Here is a 16,278-nt window from a genome sequence, read left to right as displayed (position 1 = left end):
TAGAGCCTACTGCACCTTGCTAATTCAGATTGATGTGATGTAGAACGACCCCTAACAAGTAGGGGGGAGGGAGGGATAAGGGATATCCCGTTATTGGTACAAGAAAAGAGCCACACAGTGTTTTTAGATACAACCCTGATCGGTGTTTATCGCAGCTCGCGTTATCCTGCGATACCCAGTCAATAGATAGTATTTCACCCATAGACATAAGCAAGAGCGCCGTAGCCAAGTGTTCTCCAATCAGCATCAGGGATTTCTATTAACAGGAACCTGGGTTATTTGGTTAGTACATGTAATTAGCGGAGGGGAGGGATAACTTTGCCTCCAATCAGAAAGTTACCGCTACAAAATATACGATTACATGATGCAGCATTTGCTGCGTTGTGTCCCTGGGTATAGGATTTGGATTGATCTATCACACATATTCCAGATGTATGTCAGATTGTGGTTTTATGTGGAGCGGACTTAATCTGGATAGTGGATAGATATCCTGATATCTAAATCACATTGGCAGTTCAAGCTGTAATCCGCGACTTGGCAATAATGAGTCGGAACTAGACCGAGAGATGTACTACTGGGCGCATGACTGATTAGTTTCATATGCCAACAAACTTGTTTGTGACTTAAGCTTTTGTGGCCATTATTTCGAATAAATAGAATTTAGGTAGAAAACTTAGTACGCCTTTAGTTTTAAGGGAATAAACCAAAGACACCACTGATCCGTTCATGACGATCTTGCCCTCATCCAGATGGCGTTCGATATCGGAATCACACTGACGCATTAGCAACTGATAACTAGGTGAATGTCACCCATAAAAAAGAGCCACACAATGTGTGGCTCTTTGCTTGTTCCAACAACAGGAACTATTAAGGACGACCAGCCGGGCAGGAAGCCACATTGACGGCTGCGGTGCTGCCACCGTGGCGGCCAGAGCTAACCACTTCGCCACGAACCAGAGGCGGATAGTCCACCGGTTCACGAGCTGGCAGGGCAGGTGCTTCGGCAGGGGTTGCCATTGGCGCAGATGCCTTGCGAGCTCGAGCCAACAGACCGGCACCGTGCTTAACCTGCTTGGTTACGGCTACGGGAGTCTCTTCAGCTACAACTTTTACCGGCTCTTCAGCAACAGGTGCAGTAGTTATTGCTTCGGTGACCTCAACTGCTTCAACAGCGGCTACCGGAGCTTCGGCAACAACTTCAGCAGGTTGTTCAGCTTGTGTAATCTCAACCTGAGTTGCTGCAACTACTGCGACAGCAGGGGCTTCCACTTCTACGGTATCAACAACAGGTGTTGCGGCCACTTCGGTCTGTACCGCATGAGCCTGCTCAGCTGACTCCTCAGCAACAGCTTCGACAACCACGTGTTCGGTCAGTGCAGCAGAAGCTTGCAGGGCTGCCGCGACAGCTTCAGCGCTCGGGATGGTGACAACAGGCACTACCGGCTCTTCAACCTGCGCTTTGGCAATATCGGCCTGGGCGGCGGTAGTCAGAGTAGGCTCGGCTTGTTGCTCTTCATCACGCTGGCTACGTGCTTCTTCATTAATACGCTTGCGACGTTGGCCTTCGATGCGCTGGCTGCGCGGAGTACGGCGGGAACGGCGCTGACCTTCGGCCTGCTCATCCTGGTCGCCAGTCTCAACAGCTGCAACCTGAACCTCTTCTACGACAGGCAGGGCAGGGGTGTCGCTCGCAGCAACATCAACGCGGATCTGCTTGCGCAGCTGGCGACGTTCGCGGCGCTCAGCCACTTTCTGCTCTTTTTCCTGACGTGGTTCGATGGCATCAACGGTTTCCACCGCGTCAACGACAACCTCGGCACGAGGCTCACGGGGAGCGCGTGGCTCACGAGCGGGACGTGGAGCACGGGGCTCACGTTCTTGACGCGCTTCAGTGCGAACTTCACGCTCTTGACGGGGCTCGCGCTCTTTACGAGGACGACGATTGCGGTTTTCACCACCTTCGCGGTTGCCATTTTCACGTTTCTCGCCAGCTTCCGCATTGTTGCGGTTGCCACGGTTGTCGTCACGACGAGGACGCTGACCACGGCCACGACCTTCTTCGCGCTGATGACGCTGACCCTCTTCCTTGCGTGCTTCCCGAGCCGCCGGTTTATCAGCCGGAGCTTTTACTTCGGCAGGGGCAGCATCGCTGCTGAACAGGCCGGTAATGCCTTTGATCAGCTTGCTGAAGAAACCTGCTTCGGCAGGTGCAGCGGCAACGGCCGGGGCTGTCTGCTGCTGTGCTGCAACTGGCGCGGGTTGAGTCGGCTGGGCAAAGCCTTGCAGCAGCGGTTGTTCACGTTCGATCACCTGAGCTTGCTTCGGCTGGTAGACCGGCTTGGCAATCTCGGTTTTCAGCTCGTAGCTGGCCGCTTCCGGGATCTCGTTCTGACGAATGCGGGTCACTTCGTAGTGCGGGGTTTCCAGATGCTGGTTCGGAATGATGTAAACACGCACATCATTTCGCTGCTCCAGACTGGCGATGGCAGCACGCTTCTCGTTGAGCAGATAGGCGGCAACATCAACCGGCACTTGGCCGTGAACCTGCTCGGTGTTGTCCTTCATGGCCTCTTCTTCGATGAGACGCAGGATGGACAGGGCGAGGGATTCGTTGTCACGAATCACGCCTTGACCCTGGCAACGGGGGCAGATGTGGCTGCTGGACTCGTTGAGGGAGGGGCGCAGACGCTGGCGAGACATCTCCAGCAGACCGAAACGGGAGATCCGACCCAGTTGGATGCGGGCACGATCCTGATGAACCGCTTCACGCAGACGGTTTTCCACTTCGCGCTGATGGCGAACCGGCGTCATGTCGATGAAGTCGATAACGATCAGGCCACCCAGGTCGCGCAGACGCAATTGACGGGCAATTTCATCGGCCGCTTCCAAGTTGGTTTGCAGCGCCGTCTCTTCGATATCGCCGCCCTTGGTGGCGCGGGAGGAGTTGATATCGATGGAGGTCAGGGCTTCGGTCGGATCGATAACGATGCTGCCGCCGGAGGGGAGGCGCACTTCACGCTGGAAGGCTGACTCGATCTGGCTCTCAATCTGGAAGTGGTTGAACAGGGCAACTTCACCCTTGTACAGCTTCACACGGTTGAGGAAATCGGGACGTACCAGCTCGATATGGGCCTTGGCACGTTCGAAAATCACCGGATTGTCGATCAGGATCTCGCCCACATCGCGACGCAGATAGTCACGGATGGCACGCACTATGACGTTGCTTTCCTGATGGATTAGCACCGGCGCAGCGCGCTCCTGGGAGGCCTTGTGGATAGAGTCCCAGTGGTTGAGCAGGACGTTCAGATCCCACTCCAGCTCTTCTGGCGACTTGCCTACACCGGCGGTACGCACGATCAGGCCCATGCCTTCCGGCACGGTCAATCCACTCAGGGCTTCTTTCAGTTCAGTCCGCTCATCACCCTCGATGCGGCGGGAGATACCACCGGCACGGGGGTTGTTGGGCATCAGTACCAGGTAGCTACCTGCCAGGCTGATAAAGGTGGTGAGGGCTGCACCCTTGGTGCCACGCTCTTCCTTGTCGATCTGGACGATAACTTCCTGACCTTCGCGGACCACTTCTTTGATGTTGGGACGACCCTGATAGGAGTAACCGGAGGGGAAGTAATTGCGGGCGATCTCCTTCAACGGCAGGAAACCGTGGCGCTCGGCGCCGTAGTCGACAAAAGCAGCTTCAAGGCTGGGTTCTACGCGGGTGATCTTACCCTTGTAAATGTTCGCTTTCTTCTGCTCGTGTCCCGGACTTTCAATATCCAAATCGTAGAGCTGTTGTCCGTCAACCAGCGCTACGCGCAACTCTTCTTCTTGAGTTGCGTTGATAAGCATTCTTTTCATTGAGTTCTCATTATTGTGTCATTTTGATTTCCTCCATCTGGGTCCTGCCAGCGCCGGCCTCGGGTCTTCAGCATACTGGGGCAACCTCCCGGTTGGGGTATGCATGAGGCGCAAACTAAGGGCGTTCTGGTCATCTTTTCTCGAGAAGAGATGAATAAGGATGCCGAAATGGAGACAAATAAACGGTGATGTTTGTGTTCTCCATGCGTTGTACCTCGCACCCGGGAACCGTCATGTTCTTGTATACACGGTGTATCGGGATTGGGTGGCATACTTTTTGGCCACTTAGTACAAGGCTTGAACACAATGACAAAACCTTGTTTATTATCCCATTTAAACCTCTTTTATAGCAAGGCGCCATTTTTCAACAAACCAGCAGCCAAGGGGCGCTGGCAGTGGTAAAATCCGCGCCATGACACAGATACATCAACAAGTGCAGCTGCTCACCATCGAAGCTGAGCATGACGGGCAGCGCATCGACAATTTTCTCAAGACTCAGCTAAAGGGCGTCCCCAAGAGCCTGATCTATCGCATCCTTCGCAAAGGTGAAGTGCGAGTAAACAAAAAGCGCATCAAACCGGAGTACAAACTCTGCGCAGGTGACGAGGTGCGGGTTCCTCCCGTTCGCGTCGCTGAAAAAAATGAGCTGCCATCCGCCAACCTCGGTGTTATCCAGCGTCTGGAGAGCCAGATCCTGTTTGAAGACGATGCCATGATCGTGCTGAACAAGCCCTCCGGCATGGCCGTACATGGCGGCAGCGGGCTGAGCTTTGGCGTTATCGAAGGGCTGCGCGCCCTGCGTCCTGAAGCCCGTTTCCTCGAACTGGTTCATCGACTGGATCGCGATACCTCTGGCGTACTGCTGGTTGCTAAAAAACGCAGCGCCCTGCGCAGCCTGCATGAGCAGTTGCGCGTCAAGACCATGCGCAAGCAGTATCTGGCGCTGGTTCGTGGCAAATGGCAGGCTCACGTCAAGGTGGTCAATGCCCCGCTGCGCAAAAACGACCTGCAGTCTGGCGAACGGGTAGTACGGGTCAGCGCCGATGGCAAGCCATCGGAAACCCGGTTCCGTATCGTGCGTCAATTTGCCGAAGCGACCCTGGTCGAGTGCAGCCCTATCACCGGTCGTACTCACCAGATCCGGGTGCACACCCTGCATGCCGGTCACCCGATTGCGTGTGATGATAAGTATGGTGAAGCGGCGTTTGACGAGAAAATGCGCAGCCAAGGGCTGAAACGGCTCTTTTTGCATGCCTGGAAGCTCAGCTTCACCCATCCGGCCGATGGTCGCGAGATGCAGGTAGAAGCACCGCTGGCACCTGAACTCGACAACTTCCTCAACGGCTTGCCACGCTGATGCAGGATATCCGGCTCGCCATTTTCGATTGGGACGGTACCCTGATGGATTCGGTGGGCCGCATTGTTGCCTGTGTGCAGGGGGCCGCCAGAGATTGTGAGCTGGCAGTACCTGCACCGTCCCAGATCCGGCAGATTATCGGGTTGAGCCTCGATGTCGCCATGTCCCGCCTGTTCCCTTTACGTAGCGACAGTGGCATCACCATTGATGAGCGCCAGATTGCCGCACTCATCGATCGCTATCGTTATCACTATCTGCACGACACCACCCCCAGTCCGCTGTTTGCCGGGGCAGGGGAGCTGCTGCATGACTGGCGGTCACGGGGCCTGCAACTGGCCGTCGCGACCGGTAAATCACGCCGTGGGCTGGATCGGGTATTTGATGAGACCGGGCTGCGCCCGTTGTTTATGACCAGTCGTGGGGCTGATGAGGCCAACTCCAAGCCCGATCCGCTGATGCTTGAGCAGATCCTGGACGAACTGGGGCTTTCACCCCGGCAGGCCGTGATGGTCGGCGACTCTGTTCACGATATGGCGATGGCCGAGGCAATCGCCATGCCGCGCATTGGCGTCACCTGGGGTGTGGATAGCCGCGATGCCCTCAGTTGTTACGAGCCAGTAGCAGTGGTTGACTCTATGACGGCTCTTCGCACGTTGTTGTAAACGTCTCTCGCCTTGAGTGACATCAATCTGATTGATAAAAGGCCGGTCAATTGACCGGGCCTTTTATATATCTTCTAGCTCATCCATTCGCCCACCATCAGGGCAGGGCGATGCCGTGGCGCTCCAGCAGCTCGATCAGACCGATCAGCGGCAGACCGATCAAGGCGTTAGGATCACGCCCTTCCAGCCCCTTAAATAGCACGATCCCCATCCCTTCGCATTTGAAGCTGCCAGAACAATCGAGGGGGAGTTCAGCCTCTACATAGCGGCGAATGGCGGCTTCGTCGAGATCGCGAAAGTGAACCATAAACGGTTCAATCAATTGATGAATCTCGTTGGTTGCAGCGTTAAGTACGCACAGGCCGGTGTAAAAGGTGACGCTGCGACCCTGGGCCGCCATCAGCTGTGCTATGGCATTATCTATGGTGCCCGGTTTGCCGAGGATGCGGCCATCGCAGACACACACCTGATCAGAGCCGATGATCAGCCCGTGATCACGACTATTTGCAATGGCTTGGGCCTTTGCCCGGGCAAGTCTGGCCACCAGCTCCTGAGCGGATTCATCTGCCAGCGGGCGTTCGTCTACGTCGGGAGCTGCACATTCAAAGGGGAGGCCAAGCTTCTCCAGCAGGGTTTTGCGATAGCGAGAAGTTGAGGCGAGGATAAGATTCTGTGGCATAATCCGAATACCGATGAAAGCAAGTACCGGCATTCTAGGGACTTGTGGCGTTAAAATCATCGGCGGTAAGGACTTTTTCCTTTGACTATCAGTTGTTGGACCTATATTATTCGCGCCCTATGCAAAAGGTGAAGTTGCCCGTTAAGGTTGATCCAGTCCGTAGTGCCTTGAAGCTGCTCGATTACATCGGGATAGTGGAAAAGTCGCAGATGCCCAGGCTGGAGGAATCAACCGCTGGCTTGCGGAGTGATATCGAGGTATCGCTGCATTTTGGCAAAGATGTCCAGAAGTTGACCGTTATGAAAGGCACTGCCCATGCCAAGGTTGACCTGGTTTGCCAACGTTGCGGAGAGACTTTCGAGCATCTCTGTGAAGCTGAATTTATCTACACTCCGCTGTTCGAGAGAACAAACGAGGAAGAACTGCCGGAAGCTTATGAGCCCATTGAGTTGGACGAAAACGGCGAGATGGATCTTCATCAAATCCTGGAGGATGAACTCATCCTCTCGTTGCCTCAGGTAGCCATGCATTCTCTGGATGCGTGTCCCCGCGGTAACATGGAGATGACTTGGGGGGAAATCGAACCTGCTGATGAGCGGCCGAATCCCTTTGCAGTTCTTGAAGAGCTTAAACGTAAGTGAATTTAGGAGTTAGCCTACAATGGCCGTACAACAGAACCGTAAAACCCGTGCCAAGCGTGGCATGCGTCGTTCCCACGATGCGCTGACCACCGCTGCCCTGACTGTTGATCAGACCAGTGGCGAAATCCATCGTCGTCACCACGTGACTGCCGATGGTTTCTACCGCGGTAAAAAGGTAATCGCTTAAGGATTGCCTTTGTCTACGCAAACTGTCGCGCTAGACATCATGGGGGGAGATATTGGCCCCTCGGAAACAGTGCCTGCCGCCGTGCAGGCACTGTCTCTTTTACCCCAGCTAAAACTGATCCTGGTCGGTGACCAACATCAGACCTCCTCTCTGCTGCAGCAACATGGCTTGCTGAATCATCCCCGCGTCCGTTTCGTACATGCATCCCAGGTGGTTGGCATGGGCGATAAACCGATCGTGGCGCTGCGTACTCTGAAAGACTCCTCCATGCGGGTGGTTCTCAATCTGGTGAAAGCCGGTGAGGCCGATGCCTGCGTGAGCGCCGGCAACACCGGTGCGTTGATGGCGATGGCCAAGTGCGTGCTCAAATCTCTGCCCGGGGTCGATCGGCCGGCACTTATCAAGGCGCTGCCGACACTGAGCGGCAAGCGCACCGTGATGCTGGATCTTGGTGCCAACGTCAGTTGCGATGCGGATACCTTGCTTCAATTTGCGGTGATGGGCTCCGTGGTGGCCGAGAAAGTCGAAGGCATCGCTTCTCCTCGTGTTGCCTTGCTCAACATCGGGGAAGAGGAGATCAAGGGGAACGACTTGGTGCGCCACAGTGCCGAATTGTTACGCCAGTGCAACGCGCTTAACTATGTCGGTTTCATTGAAGGGGATCGCATCTTCAGCGGTGAGTGCGATGTGATCGTCTGCGATGGTTTTGTTGGCAATGTCGCCCTCAAAACGGCCGAGGGGGTAGTGCGGATGATGGCTCAGCTGGCGGGATATCCCCGCAAGAAGCGCACTTTTCTTGGCCGGATCGCCGGTTTTATGTTCAAACGGCGTTTTTCTTACCTGAACCCCGACCAGTATAACGGGGCAAGTCTGTTAGGATTGCGCGGCATTGTGGTAAAAAGTCATGGGCGAGCCGAGCGGCGCGCCCTGTGTAATGCGATCCTGCTGGCCGCACAAGAGGCCAAACATCAACTTCCACTGCAAATAGCAGATCGCCTTGAAGCTGTCTTTTCCGACAGGGACCTATAAGAACTCTATGCATAGCAAAATTCTGGGTACTGGCAGCTACCTGCCGAGTTCAGTGCGTACCAACGCCGATCTCGAGCAGATGGTTGAGACCAGTGACGAGTGGATCGTGGAACGCACCGGGATCCGTGAGCGCCGCATTGCCGGTGCTGATGAGACCGTTGCCACCCTCTCTTACCAGGCCGCCCTGCGGGCCCTGGATGCCGCGGGCCTGACCGCGGCCGATCTCGACATGATTGTGCTGGCCACCACCAGCGCAGAAAACGCCTTCCCGGCAGCTGCTTGCGAACTGCAAGGGCTACTGGGTGTACAGGGGATCCCTGCCTTTGACGTGGCGGCAGCCTGCGCCGGTTTTACCTACGCACTCTCCATTGCCGATCAGTTCGTCAAATCCGGTGCTGCCCGCCATGTGCTGGTCGTCGGGGCCGATGTGTTGTCGCGCATGTGCGATCCGGAAGATCGCGGCACCATCATTATTTTTGGTGATGGGGCCGGTGCCGTGGTGATTGGCGCCAGCGAAACACCGGGCATTCTCTCCACCCATCTTCATGCCGATGGCCGTTATGGCGATCTGCTCAAGCTGCCGCAACCCCGTCGCGGTATGCCGGGCGCCGAACTCGAAGCCTACATGTACATGAAGGGCAACGATGTGTTCAAAGTGGCGGTCACCCGTTTGAGCGAGATCGTGACCGAGACGCTGGCAGCTGCCGGTCTCGAGCCGAGTGAGCTGGACTGGCTGGTGCCCCATCAGGCCAACTTCCGCATCATCAGCGCCACAGCCAAGAAACTCGGCATGGGCCTCGATAAGGTAGTGTTGACCCTCGACAAGCACGGCAATACCTCTGCTGCGTCCGTACCTATCGCTTTCGATGAAGGGGTGCGGGATGGCCGGATCAAACCGGGCCAGCTGGTACTGCTGGAAGCCTTCGGCGGTGGTTTTGCCTGGGGCTCGGCACTGGTTCGCCTCTGATCTAATGCGGGATGAGCGAGTGCTGTCATCCCGCAACGATTTCATTTTTGCTTATCTAAAAGGAATCAATGATGACCCAATTTGCCATTGCCTTCCCGGGACAAGGCTCCCAAACCGTGGGCATGCTGGCCGAGCTGGCCGAGCAACATGCCGTGATCAAGGAGACCTTCGCCGAGGCGAGCCAGGTGCTGGGTTATGACCTGTTTGCCTTGGTAATGAACGGTCCGGCCGAAGAGCTGAACAAAACCTGGCGTACCCAGCCCGCACTGCTGACTGCTTCTGTCGCACTGTGGCGTCTGTGGCAACAGCAGGGGGGGGCAACGCCTTCCGTCATGGCTGGTCACAGCCTGGGTGAGTATTCCGCTCTGGTTTGCAGCGGTGCGCTGGCCTTTACCGATGCCGTTAAACTGGTCGAGCTGCGTGGTCTGGCCATGCAGGAAGCGGTACCGGAAGGTACTGGTGCCATGGCTGCCATCATCGGTCTGGACAACGACGCCATCGCTGCCAACTGCGAAAAAGCGGCAGAGGGGCAGGTGGTTTCTCCGGTCAACTTCAACTCTCCGGGCCAGGTGGTTATCGCTGGCCATAAAGAGGCTGTCGAGCGCGCCAACGTGCTGATGAAAGAGTCGGGCGCCAAGCGTGCGCTGCCGCTGCCGGTTTCCGTGCCGTCTCACTGTGCGTTGATGAAACCTGCCGCAGAAAAACTGGCAGCTGCGCTGGACGGGATCGAGATCAAGGTTCCTGCCATCGCGGTCATCAATAATGTCGACGTATCCTGTGAACAGGATCCGGTCGCCATCAAGCAAGCTCTGGTGCGTCAGCTGTTCAGCCCGGTTCGTTGGACCGAGACTGTCGAGCGGATGGCCAATGAGGGCGTTACCCTCGAAATCGAGATGGGCCCGGGCAAAGTATTGACTGGGCTCGCCAAGCGCATCGACAAGCGCGTAGAAGGTATTCACGCCAACGATGCAGCCTCTTTCGAGCAGGCGCTGGCCCAGATCAAGTAAACAGGAGCAAGTAATGAGCTTTACCGATAAGGTTGTGTTGGTGACCGGTGCCAGTCGTGGCATCGGCCGTGCAATTGCCGAAACTTTCGCGGCCCGTGGCGCCAAAGTCGTCGGCACAGCGACCAGCGAGAGCGGCGCCGAGGCGATCAGCGCCTATCTGGGTGAGCAGGGTTGTGGCATGGCACTGAACGTGACCAGCCAGGAATCCATCGAAGCCGTTTTCGCTGCCATCAAGGCGCGTTTTGGTGACATCGACATCCTGATCAACAACGCCGGTATCACCCGCGACAACCTGTTGATGCGGATGAAAGATGACGAGTGGAACGAGATCATCGATACCAACCTGACCTCGCTCTACCGTCTGAGCAAACCGGTACTGCGGGCGATGATGAAGAAGCGCAATGGTCGCATCATCAGCATCGGTTCCGTCGTTGGTACCATGGGCAATGCCGGTCAGGTCAACTATGCAGCCGCCAAGGCGGGTCTGGTTGGCTTTACCAAATCGCTGGCGCGTGAAGTGGCCTCCCGTGGTATCACGGTCAACGCGGTTGCCCCCGGTTTCATCGAAACCGACATGACTCGCGCCCTGAACGAAGAGCAACGTGCCGGCATCATGAGCCAGGTTCCTGCCGCTCGTCTGGGTGATCCGAAAGAAATTGCCGCCGCTGTGGTATTCTTGGCTTCCGATGAAGCAGCCTATATCACCGGTGAAACCCTGCATGTTAATGGCGGGATGTACATGGTGTAATCAATTTGTCGTGAGTTCTGTTCAAATTTGCGATAGTACGCCGAAGTTTGGCGAATTTCGTGGTTTGACCAGCGGCAAGCTACTTGCAAACTCACGTCAATTGAATAAACTACCCCAACCAGACGCAATAGCGTATTTTTAAAGGAAAATTCAGGTCATGAGCAACATCGAAGAACGCGTAAAGAAAATCATCATTGAACAACTGGGTGTTAAAGAAGAAGACGTTAAGAACGCTGCCTCCTTCGTCGACGACCTGGGCGCTGACTCTTTGGATACCGTTGAACTGGTAATGGCGCTGGAAGAAGAATTCGATACCGAAATTCCTGATGAAGAAGCCGAGAAGATCACCACTGTTCAAGCGGCTATCGACTACATCACCGCTAATCAGGAATAAGTTCCTGTTCTGAAAGAAGCGGCCCAAGGGCCGCTTCTTTTGTATTTGTTTCCTTTCAAATCACCTCTCGGAGACTACCTCAGTGTCAAAACGCAGAGTCGTGGTGACCGGCTTGGGGATGCTTTCCCCGGTAGGCAACACAGCCGAATCCAGCTGGCAAGCCCTGCTCAACGGGCAGAGCGGCATTTCCCTTATCGACCATTTCGATGCCAGCGAGTTTGCAACCCGTTTTGCAGGTCTGGTCAAGGACTTCGATCCCGAGCAGTACGGTATCAACCGTAAAGACGCTCGCAAGATGGATCTCTTCATTCAATACGGTATTGCTGCCGGTATGCAGGCACTGGACGATTCAGGCCTCGCCATCAACGACGACAATGCCGAGCGCGTCGGTGTGGCGATCGGTTCCGGGATTGGCGGTCTGGGTCTGATTGAACAGAACCACGACAGCCTCGTCAACGGCGGCCCGCGCAAGATCAGCCCCTTCTTCGTGCCCTCCACCATCATCAATATGGTGTCCGGTCATCTCTCCATCATGAAAGGTCTGCAAGGGCCGAACATCGCCGTGACGACCGCCTGTACCACTGGTACCCATGCCATCGGCATGGCTGGCCGGATGATCGCTTACGGTGATGCCGACGTGATGGTCGCCGGCGGTGCCGAGAAAGCTTCCACCGCGATGGGGATGGGTGGCTTCGCTGCCGCCAAGGCACTCTCCAACCGCAACGACGAGCCGCAAAAAGCGAGCCGTCCGTGGGATAAAGATCGCGATGGTTTCGTGCTGGGTGACGGTGCCGGTGTACTGGTGCTGGAAGAGTACGAACACGCCAAGGCCCGTGGCGCCAAGATCTACGCCGAGCTGGTCGGTTTTGGTATGAGCGGTGACGCGTACCACATGACTGCGCCTCCTGCAGATGGCAACGGTGGTGCTCGCGCCATGAAAAATGCCATCAAGGATGCCGGCATTGCCCCCGAGCAGATTGGTTACATCAACGCGCACGGTACCTCCACCCCGCTGGGTGATGTGGCCGAGCTGCGTGGCATGAAGTCGGTGTTTGGTGAGCACGCCAAATCCCTGATGGTGAGCTCCACCAAGTCGATGACCGGTCACCTGTTGGGCGCCGCCGGTGCCATCGAGGCGATCATCACTGTGCTGGCCCTGCGCGATCAGATTGCACCGCCCACCATCAACCTGGACAACCCGGATGATGAGTGCGATCTGGATCTGGTGCCCCATGTGGCCAAGCCGGGTAACTTCGAGTACGCCCTATCCAACTCGTTTGGTTTCGGCGGTACCAATGGTTCCCTGATCTTCAAACGCGTATAATTGCCTGCGGGCAATGACAGAGGCCCGATACTGCCGGTATCGGGCCTTTTTTATCGGAGGGATCTCTTTGCTGATCAATGGATTGAAGCTCGATACCATCTCGGCCCGCGACCGTGGTCTGGCCTATGGCGATGGCCATTTCACCACCATGGCGGTGAAAGAAGGAAAGGTATTGCAGTGGCCAGCGCATCTGGCTCGACTGCAACAGACCAATAGCCGGCTGGGAATGGTTGAACCGGACTGGGAATTGTTGGCTCTGGAACTCGAGACTCTGGTTGCTGGTGAACAACAGTGTGTTGCCAAGGTGATGCTGACTCGGGGGGAGGGTGGCCGCGGTTATGATGGCAGCGGGTGCCAGCAGACGACCCGTATTCTTTCGCTGGCGCCTTTTCCTGCCCAGTATGCCCAGTGGCAACGCGAGGGGATCAACTTGCTGGTGTGCCGCCAGCGAATTGGTGATGCCCCCATGCTGGCCGGGCTCAAGACCCTCAACCGGTTGGAGCAGGTGCTGCTCAAGAGCGAACTTGTCAGCCGTGGTGCAGTCGAAGGAGTAGTGCTCAGCAGCCGTGGCGTGCTGGTCGAAGGGGTCAGTGCCAATCTGTTTTGGCGTCGGGGCAAGACGGTGTTTACGCCCGATCTGGCCCGTTGCGGGGTTGACGGCATCATGCGCCGTCAGGTCATGGCGATGCTGAAACAGATGAGTATTGAGTTGCGTGTGGTAGAGGCTCCGTTGGAGTCACTATGGCAGGCGGAAGAGGTGTGGCTCACCAATACCCTGATGGGGGTGGTGCCGGTCATCGGCATCGAGGATAAACACTATCCAGCCCCGGTATTGAGCCGCCGTTTACAGGAGCGTTTGGTCATTGAAGTTTAATCGGCTTTACACCCTGCTCGCGGGGGCGGCACTGACTGTGGCCGTCGCCGGGGGCTATGTGCATTACAAGTGGCAGCAGGTGGAGACGCTCACCAACAAGGGGCCGACTCGCCTCTTTACGGTGGAGAAGGGAGCTCATGCTGCTCGCCTGATCGCCGAGTTGGGTGATGGTGAACCCAGTCCGTGGGCGGTGCGCCTCTGGCTGCGCGGTCATCCCGAGCTGGTTGCCATCAAGTCAGGCACCTATGAAATCAAGGAGGGGGCGCTGCTCAAGGAGACCCTCTCGCTCTTTGCCTCGGGCAAGGAGTTCCACTTCAGCCTCACCTTCGTCGAGGGCTCCCGCTTTGAGGATTGGCTGAAGCAGTTGTCCAGTGCCCCTTATCTGGAACGGCTCACGGTCGAGTTGCCCGAGGCTGATCTGGCCAAGGAGCTGGGTATCGAGAATGGCAAGCTGGAGGGGTGGTTTTTGCCGGAAACCTACGCCTATACCACCCATGCCAGCGATCTCTCCATTCTGCGCCGCGCTCACCAGGACATGGAGACATTCCTGCAGCAGAGCTGGGACAAGCGGCAGGCCAATCTGCCTTACAAGACCCCCTATGAAGCGCTGATCATGGCCTCGATCATCGAAAAAGAGACCGGTTTGCCTGAAGAGCGGGCACAAATTGCCTCGGTGTTCGTCAATCGTCTGCGTCTTGGCATGAAGTTGCAGACCGACCCCACCGTGATTTACGGGGTGAAAGACCGTTACGACGGCAACATTCGCCGCAGCGATCTGACTGACAAGAACCCATATAACACCTATGTGATCGATGGTCTGCCGCCGACGCCCATTGCCATGCCGGGCAAGGCATCCATCGAAGCGGCACTCAACCCCAAGTCGACCGACTATCTCTATTTTGTTGCCAAGGGCGGTGGTGCTCACTACTTCTCCAAGACCCTCGATGAACACAATCGGGCGGTTCGCGAATACATATTGAAGAAATCCTGATGTCTAAATTTATCGTTATTGAAGGTTTGGAAGGGGCAGGGAAGAGCTCTGCCGTCCGTTACGTCACCGACTATCTGCAGCGCCAAGGCATCGAGCGGATCGAATGTACCCGCGAGCCGGGTGGTACGCCGCTGGCCGAGCGGATGCGGGCCATCGTCAAAGAGGTGCATGACGAGCGCCTTACCATCGAAGCTGAGCTGCTGCTGATGTATGCCTCCCGGGTACAACTGGTGGAGACCCGCATCAAGCCGGCACTGGCCGATGGTGTCTGGGTGGTGGGGGATCGCCACGATCTCTCCTCCCAGGCCTATCAGGGGGGTGGCCGTGGTATCGATGCTGCTCTGATCGGAGCCATCAAGCAGGCGGTACTCGGCAATTTCAAACCGGATCTCACCCTCTATCTCGATATCGATCCCGCACTCGGTCTGCAACGCGCCCGCCATCGTGGCGAACTGGATCGGATCGAGCTGGAGCAGCTCAGCTTTTTCGAACGGACTCGTACCCGTTATCTCGAACTCGCCGCCAAGGATGATTCCATCGTTGTGATCGATGCGGGGCAAACCCCGGCACAGGTAAAAGCGGCGATTGAAGCTGCGCTGGATGCTCGCCTATGTATCCCTGGTTGATCCCCGACTGGCAGGCACTGAGCCAGACGGCAGCGGCCGGCAGACTGGGTCATGCCTGGTTGTTGCTTGGCGATCCCGGTCTTGGCAAGGAGCAGCTAGCTGAACGGTTGGCGCGTTTGCACCTTTGCCAACAACCGGATCGCGGAGAGCCGTGTGGCCATTGCCACTCCTGCCAGCTTTTTGACAAAGGCCATCATCCGGATCTCGGCACCATCAGTCGCGACAGCAAGACCATCGGGGTCGAAGCGATCCGTGATATCTGCAACCGACTGCAAGGCACGGCCCAGCTTGGCCGTGGCAAAGTTGTGATCATTCCTGATGCGGAGCGGATGACCGAATCGGCAGCCAATGCGCTGCTGAAAACCCTGGAGGACCCTGCCGGTGACAGCCTGCTGATCCTCATCGCCTCCCAGGTTTCCCGTCTGCTGCCCACCATTCTCAGCCGTTGCCACAAACACGTGTGTCAGTTGCCAAGTGAGGGTGAAACGGTGCGCTGGCTTGCTGAACAGGGACATCAGGCGACTCTGGCTCAGGTGCGGATCTGTCAGGGGGCGCCGCTGCGTGTGCTCGACTACATCGAGCAGCTGCAAGATGGTGCTCGCCGTGAGCTGCTCGAGGATCTGGTCGCCCTCGCCAAGTCCCCTAGCAAGGCGACCACCTTGTGCAGCCAGCTCGGTCAGGAGACACAAGTTCGTCTGCATTGGGTGCAGCTCTTTTTGTGCGATGCCCTGAAAACTCAGGCGGGATGCGGTCACCATCAACTGGCGATGCCGGATCTGGCTACCTTGAGCCAGCAGTTCGCCGGGCTGCATTCCAGTGAAAAACTGCTGGATGCCGAGCAGCAACTGGTCGCCCTGAAAGCGGCCTGTCAGCCGGGACAGCTCTCCAATCCCACCATTCATCTGATGAACTGGCTCAGTCGCTGGTTATAGAACGT

Annotated in this window: 16 protein-coding genes; 14 read left to right on the top strand and 2 right to left on the bottom strand. The window is 56.6% G+C overall.

What is annotated here, in order from left to right:
• Positions 1 to 867: 867 nt before the first annotated feature.
• The gene (gene rne / locus AACR93_RS11270; protein WP_043850828.1) at positions 868 to 3,855 is read right to left on the bottom strand and encodes a ribonuclease E; all 2,988 of its coding nucleotides are present in this window, start codon (positions 3,853 to 3,855) and stop codon (positions 868 to 870) included.
• A 412-nt stretch (positions 3,856 to 4,267) separates the two neighbouring features.
• Here rne and rluC point away from each other — a divergent pair, with 412 nt between their 5' ends.
• On the top strand, positions 4,268 to 5,212 hold the full coding sequence (gene rluC, locus AACR93_RS11265; protein WP_042030945.1) for a 23S rRNA pseudouridine(955/2504/2580) synthase RluC: 945 nt from the start codon (positions 4,268 to 4,270) through the stop codon (positions 5,210 to 5,212).
• Positions 5,212 to 5,874 carry an HAD-IA family hydrolase gene (locus tag AACR93_RS11260; protein ID WP_043850827.1) on the top strand — a complete coding sequence of 221 codons (663 nt, stop codon included), beginning with the start codon at positions 5,212 to 5,214 and terminating at the stop codon, positions 5,872 to 5,874. Before rluC ends, AACR93_RS11260 begins: the two co-directional genes overlap by 1 nt.
• Positions 5,875 to 5,971: 97 nt before the next feature.
• Here the strand turns inward: AACR93_RS11260 and AACR93_RS11255 are convergent, their stop codons facing one another.
• Positions 5,972 to 6,553 carry a Maf family protein gene (locus AACR93_RS11255; RefSeq protein ID WP_043850933.1) on the bottom strand — a complete coding sequence of 194 codons (582 nt, stop codon included), beginning with the start codon at positions 6,551 to 6,553 and terminating at the stop codon, positions 5,972 to 5,974.
• A gap of 119 nt (positions 6,554 to 6,672) precedes the next feature.
• Here AACR93_RS11255 and yceD point away from each other — a divergent pair, with 119 nt between their 5' ends.
• The 12 genes from yceD (at position 6,673) to holB (ending at position 16,273) form a co-directional block, all read left to right on the top strand.
• A complete protein-coding gene (gene yceD / locus AACR93_RS11250) occupies positions 6,673 to 7,194 on the top strand; it encodes a 23S rRNA accumulation protein YceD (RefSeq protein WP_043850932.1) in 522 nt (173 codons plus the stop codon).
• A 19-nt stretch (positions 7,195 to 7,213) separates the two neighbouring features.
• Positions 7,214 to 7,381, top strand: coding sequence for a 50S ribosomal protein L32 (gene rpmF, locus AACR93_RS11245; RefSeq protein ID WP_005300935.1), 168 nt, complete (start codon positions 7,214 to 7,216; stop codon positions 7,379 to 7,381).
• A 9-nt stretch (positions 7,382 to 7,390) separates the two neighbouring features.
• Positions 7,391 to 8,410: a phosphate acyltransferase PlsX gene (plsX, locus tag AACR93_RS11240; protein WP_041207723.1), complete on the top strand. Its 1,020-nt coding sequence runs from the start codon at positions 7,391 to 7,393 to the stop codon at positions 8,408 to 8,410.
• A 7-nt stretch (positions 8,411 to 8,417) separates the two neighbouring features.
• Positions 8,418 to 9,377 (top strand): beta-ketoacyl-ACP synthase III, encoded by a 960-nt coding sequence (locus AACR93_RS11235; protein ID WP_033113678.1) that lies wholly within the window; start codon positions 8,418 to 8,420, stop codon positions 9,375 to 9,377.
• A 71-nt stretch (positions 9,378 to 9,448) separates the two neighbouring features.
• Complete coding sequence (gene fabD, locus AACR93_RS11230) at positions 9,449 to 10,384, top strand: ACP S-malonyltransferase (protein WP_043850826.1); 936 nt, start codon at positions 9,449 to 9,451, stop codon at positions 10,382 to 10,384.
• 13 nt (positions 10,385 to 10,397) lie between these two features.
• On the top strand, positions 10,398 to 11,132 hold the full coding sequence (gene fabG, locus AACR93_RS11225; RefSeq protein WP_033113680.1) for a 3-oxoacyl-ACP reductase FabG: 735 nt from the start codon (positions 10,398 to 10,400) through the stop codon (positions 11,130 to 11,132).
• Between the two features lie 157 nt (positions 11,133 to 11,289).
• Complete coding sequence (gene acpP, locus AACR93_RS11220) at positions 11,290 to 11,526, top strand: acyl carrier protein (RefSeq protein ID WP_005300909.1); 237 nt, start codon at positions 11,290 to 11,292, stop codon at positions 11,524 to 11,526.
• Positions 11,527 to 11,608: 82 nt separating this feature from the next.
• Positions 11,609 to 12,850, top strand: a complete 1,242-nt coding sequence (fabF, locus tag AACR93_RS11215) for a beta-ketoacyl-ACP synthase II (protein ID WP_043850825.1) — start codon at positions 11,609 to 11,611, stop codon at positions 12,848 to 12,850.
• 67 nt (positions 12,851 to 12,917) lie between these two features.
• Complete coding sequence (pabC, locus tag AACR93_RS11210; RefSeq protein ID WP_156152946.1) at positions 12,918 to 13,724, top strand: aminodeoxychorismate lyase; 807 nt, start codon at positions 12,918 to 12,920, stop codon at positions 13,722 to 13,724.
• Complete coding sequence (mltG, locus tag AACR93_RS11205; RefSeq protein WP_043850823.1) at positions 13,714 to 14,715, top strand: endolytic transglycosylase MltG; 1,002 nt, start codon at positions 13,714 to 13,716, stop codon at positions 14,713 to 14,715. The genes pabC and mltG overlap by 11 nt, the downstream gene beginning before the upstream one ends.
• A complete protein-coding gene (tmk, locus tag AACR93_RS11200) occupies positions 14,715 to 15,341 on the top strand; it encodes a dTMP kinase (protein WP_043850822.1) in 627 nt (208 codons plus the stop codon). The genes mltG and tmk overlap by 1 nt, the downstream gene beginning before the upstream one ends.
• Positions 15,326 to 16,273: a DNA polymerase III subunit delta' gene (holB, locus tag AACR93_RS11195; RefSeq protein WP_043850821.1), complete on the top strand. Its 948-nt coding sequence runs from the start codon at positions 15,326 to 15,328 to the stop codon at positions 16,271 to 16,273. Before tmk ends, holB begins: the two co-directional genes overlap by 16 nt.
• Positions 16,274 to 16,278: the final 5 nt, after the last annotated feature.

Source organism: Aeromonas sp. L_1B5_3 (assembly GCF_963866575.1).
Taxonomy (GTDB): domain Bacteria; phylum Pseudomonadota; class Gammaproteobacteria; order Enterobacterales; family Aeromonadaceae; genus Aeromonas; species Aeromonas jandaei.
Note: the sequence above shows the minus strand (reverse complement) of the source record. Positions and strands in the feature narration are given on the sequence as shown.

Coding starts and splice junctions, on each gene's coding strand:
- yceD (WP_043850932.1), top strand. CDS start 6,673: ATGCAAAAGGTGAAGTTGCCCGTTAAGGTTGATCCAGTCCGTAGTGCC.
- rluC (WP_042030945.1), top strand. CDS start 4,268: ATGACACAGATACATCAACAAGTGCAGCTGCTCACCATCGAAGCTGAG.
- AACR93_RS11255 (WP_043850933.1), bottom strand. CDS start 6,553: ATGCCACAGAATCTTATCCTCGCCTCAACTTCTCGCTATCGCAAAACC.
- fabD (WP_043850826.1), top strand. CDS start 9,449: ATGACCCAATTTGCCATTGCCTTCCCGGGACAAGGCTCCCAAACCGTG.
- AACR93_RS11260 (WP_043850827.1), top strand. CDS start 5,212: ATGCAGGATATCCGGCTCGCCATTTTCGATTGGGACGGTACCCTGATG.
- rne (WP_043850828.1), bottom strand. CDS start 3,855: ATGAAAAGAATGCTTATCAACGCAACTCAAGAAGAAGAGTTGCGCGTA.
- AACR93_RS11235 (WP_033113678.1), top strand. CDS start 8,418: ATGCATAGCAAAATTCTGGGTACTGGCAGCTACCTGCCGAGTTCAGTG.
- fabG (WP_033113680.1), top strand. CDS start 10,398: ATGAGCTTTACCGATAAGGTTGTGTTGGTGACCGGTGCCAGTCGTGGC.
- rpmF (WP_005300935.1), top strand. CDS start 7,214: ATGGCCGTACAACAGAACCGTAAAACCCGTGCCAAGCGTGGCATGCGT.
- tmk (WP_043850822.1), top strand. CDS start 14,715: ATGTCTAAATTTATCGTTATTGAAGGTTTGGAAGGGGCAGGGAAGAGC.
- acpP (WP_005300909.1), top strand. CDS start 11,290: ATGAGCAACATCGAAGAACGCGTAAAGAAAATCATCATTGAACAACTG.
- holB (WP_043850821.1), top strand. CDS start 15,326: ATGTATCCCTGGTTGATCCCCGACTGGCAGGCACTGAGCCAGACGGCA.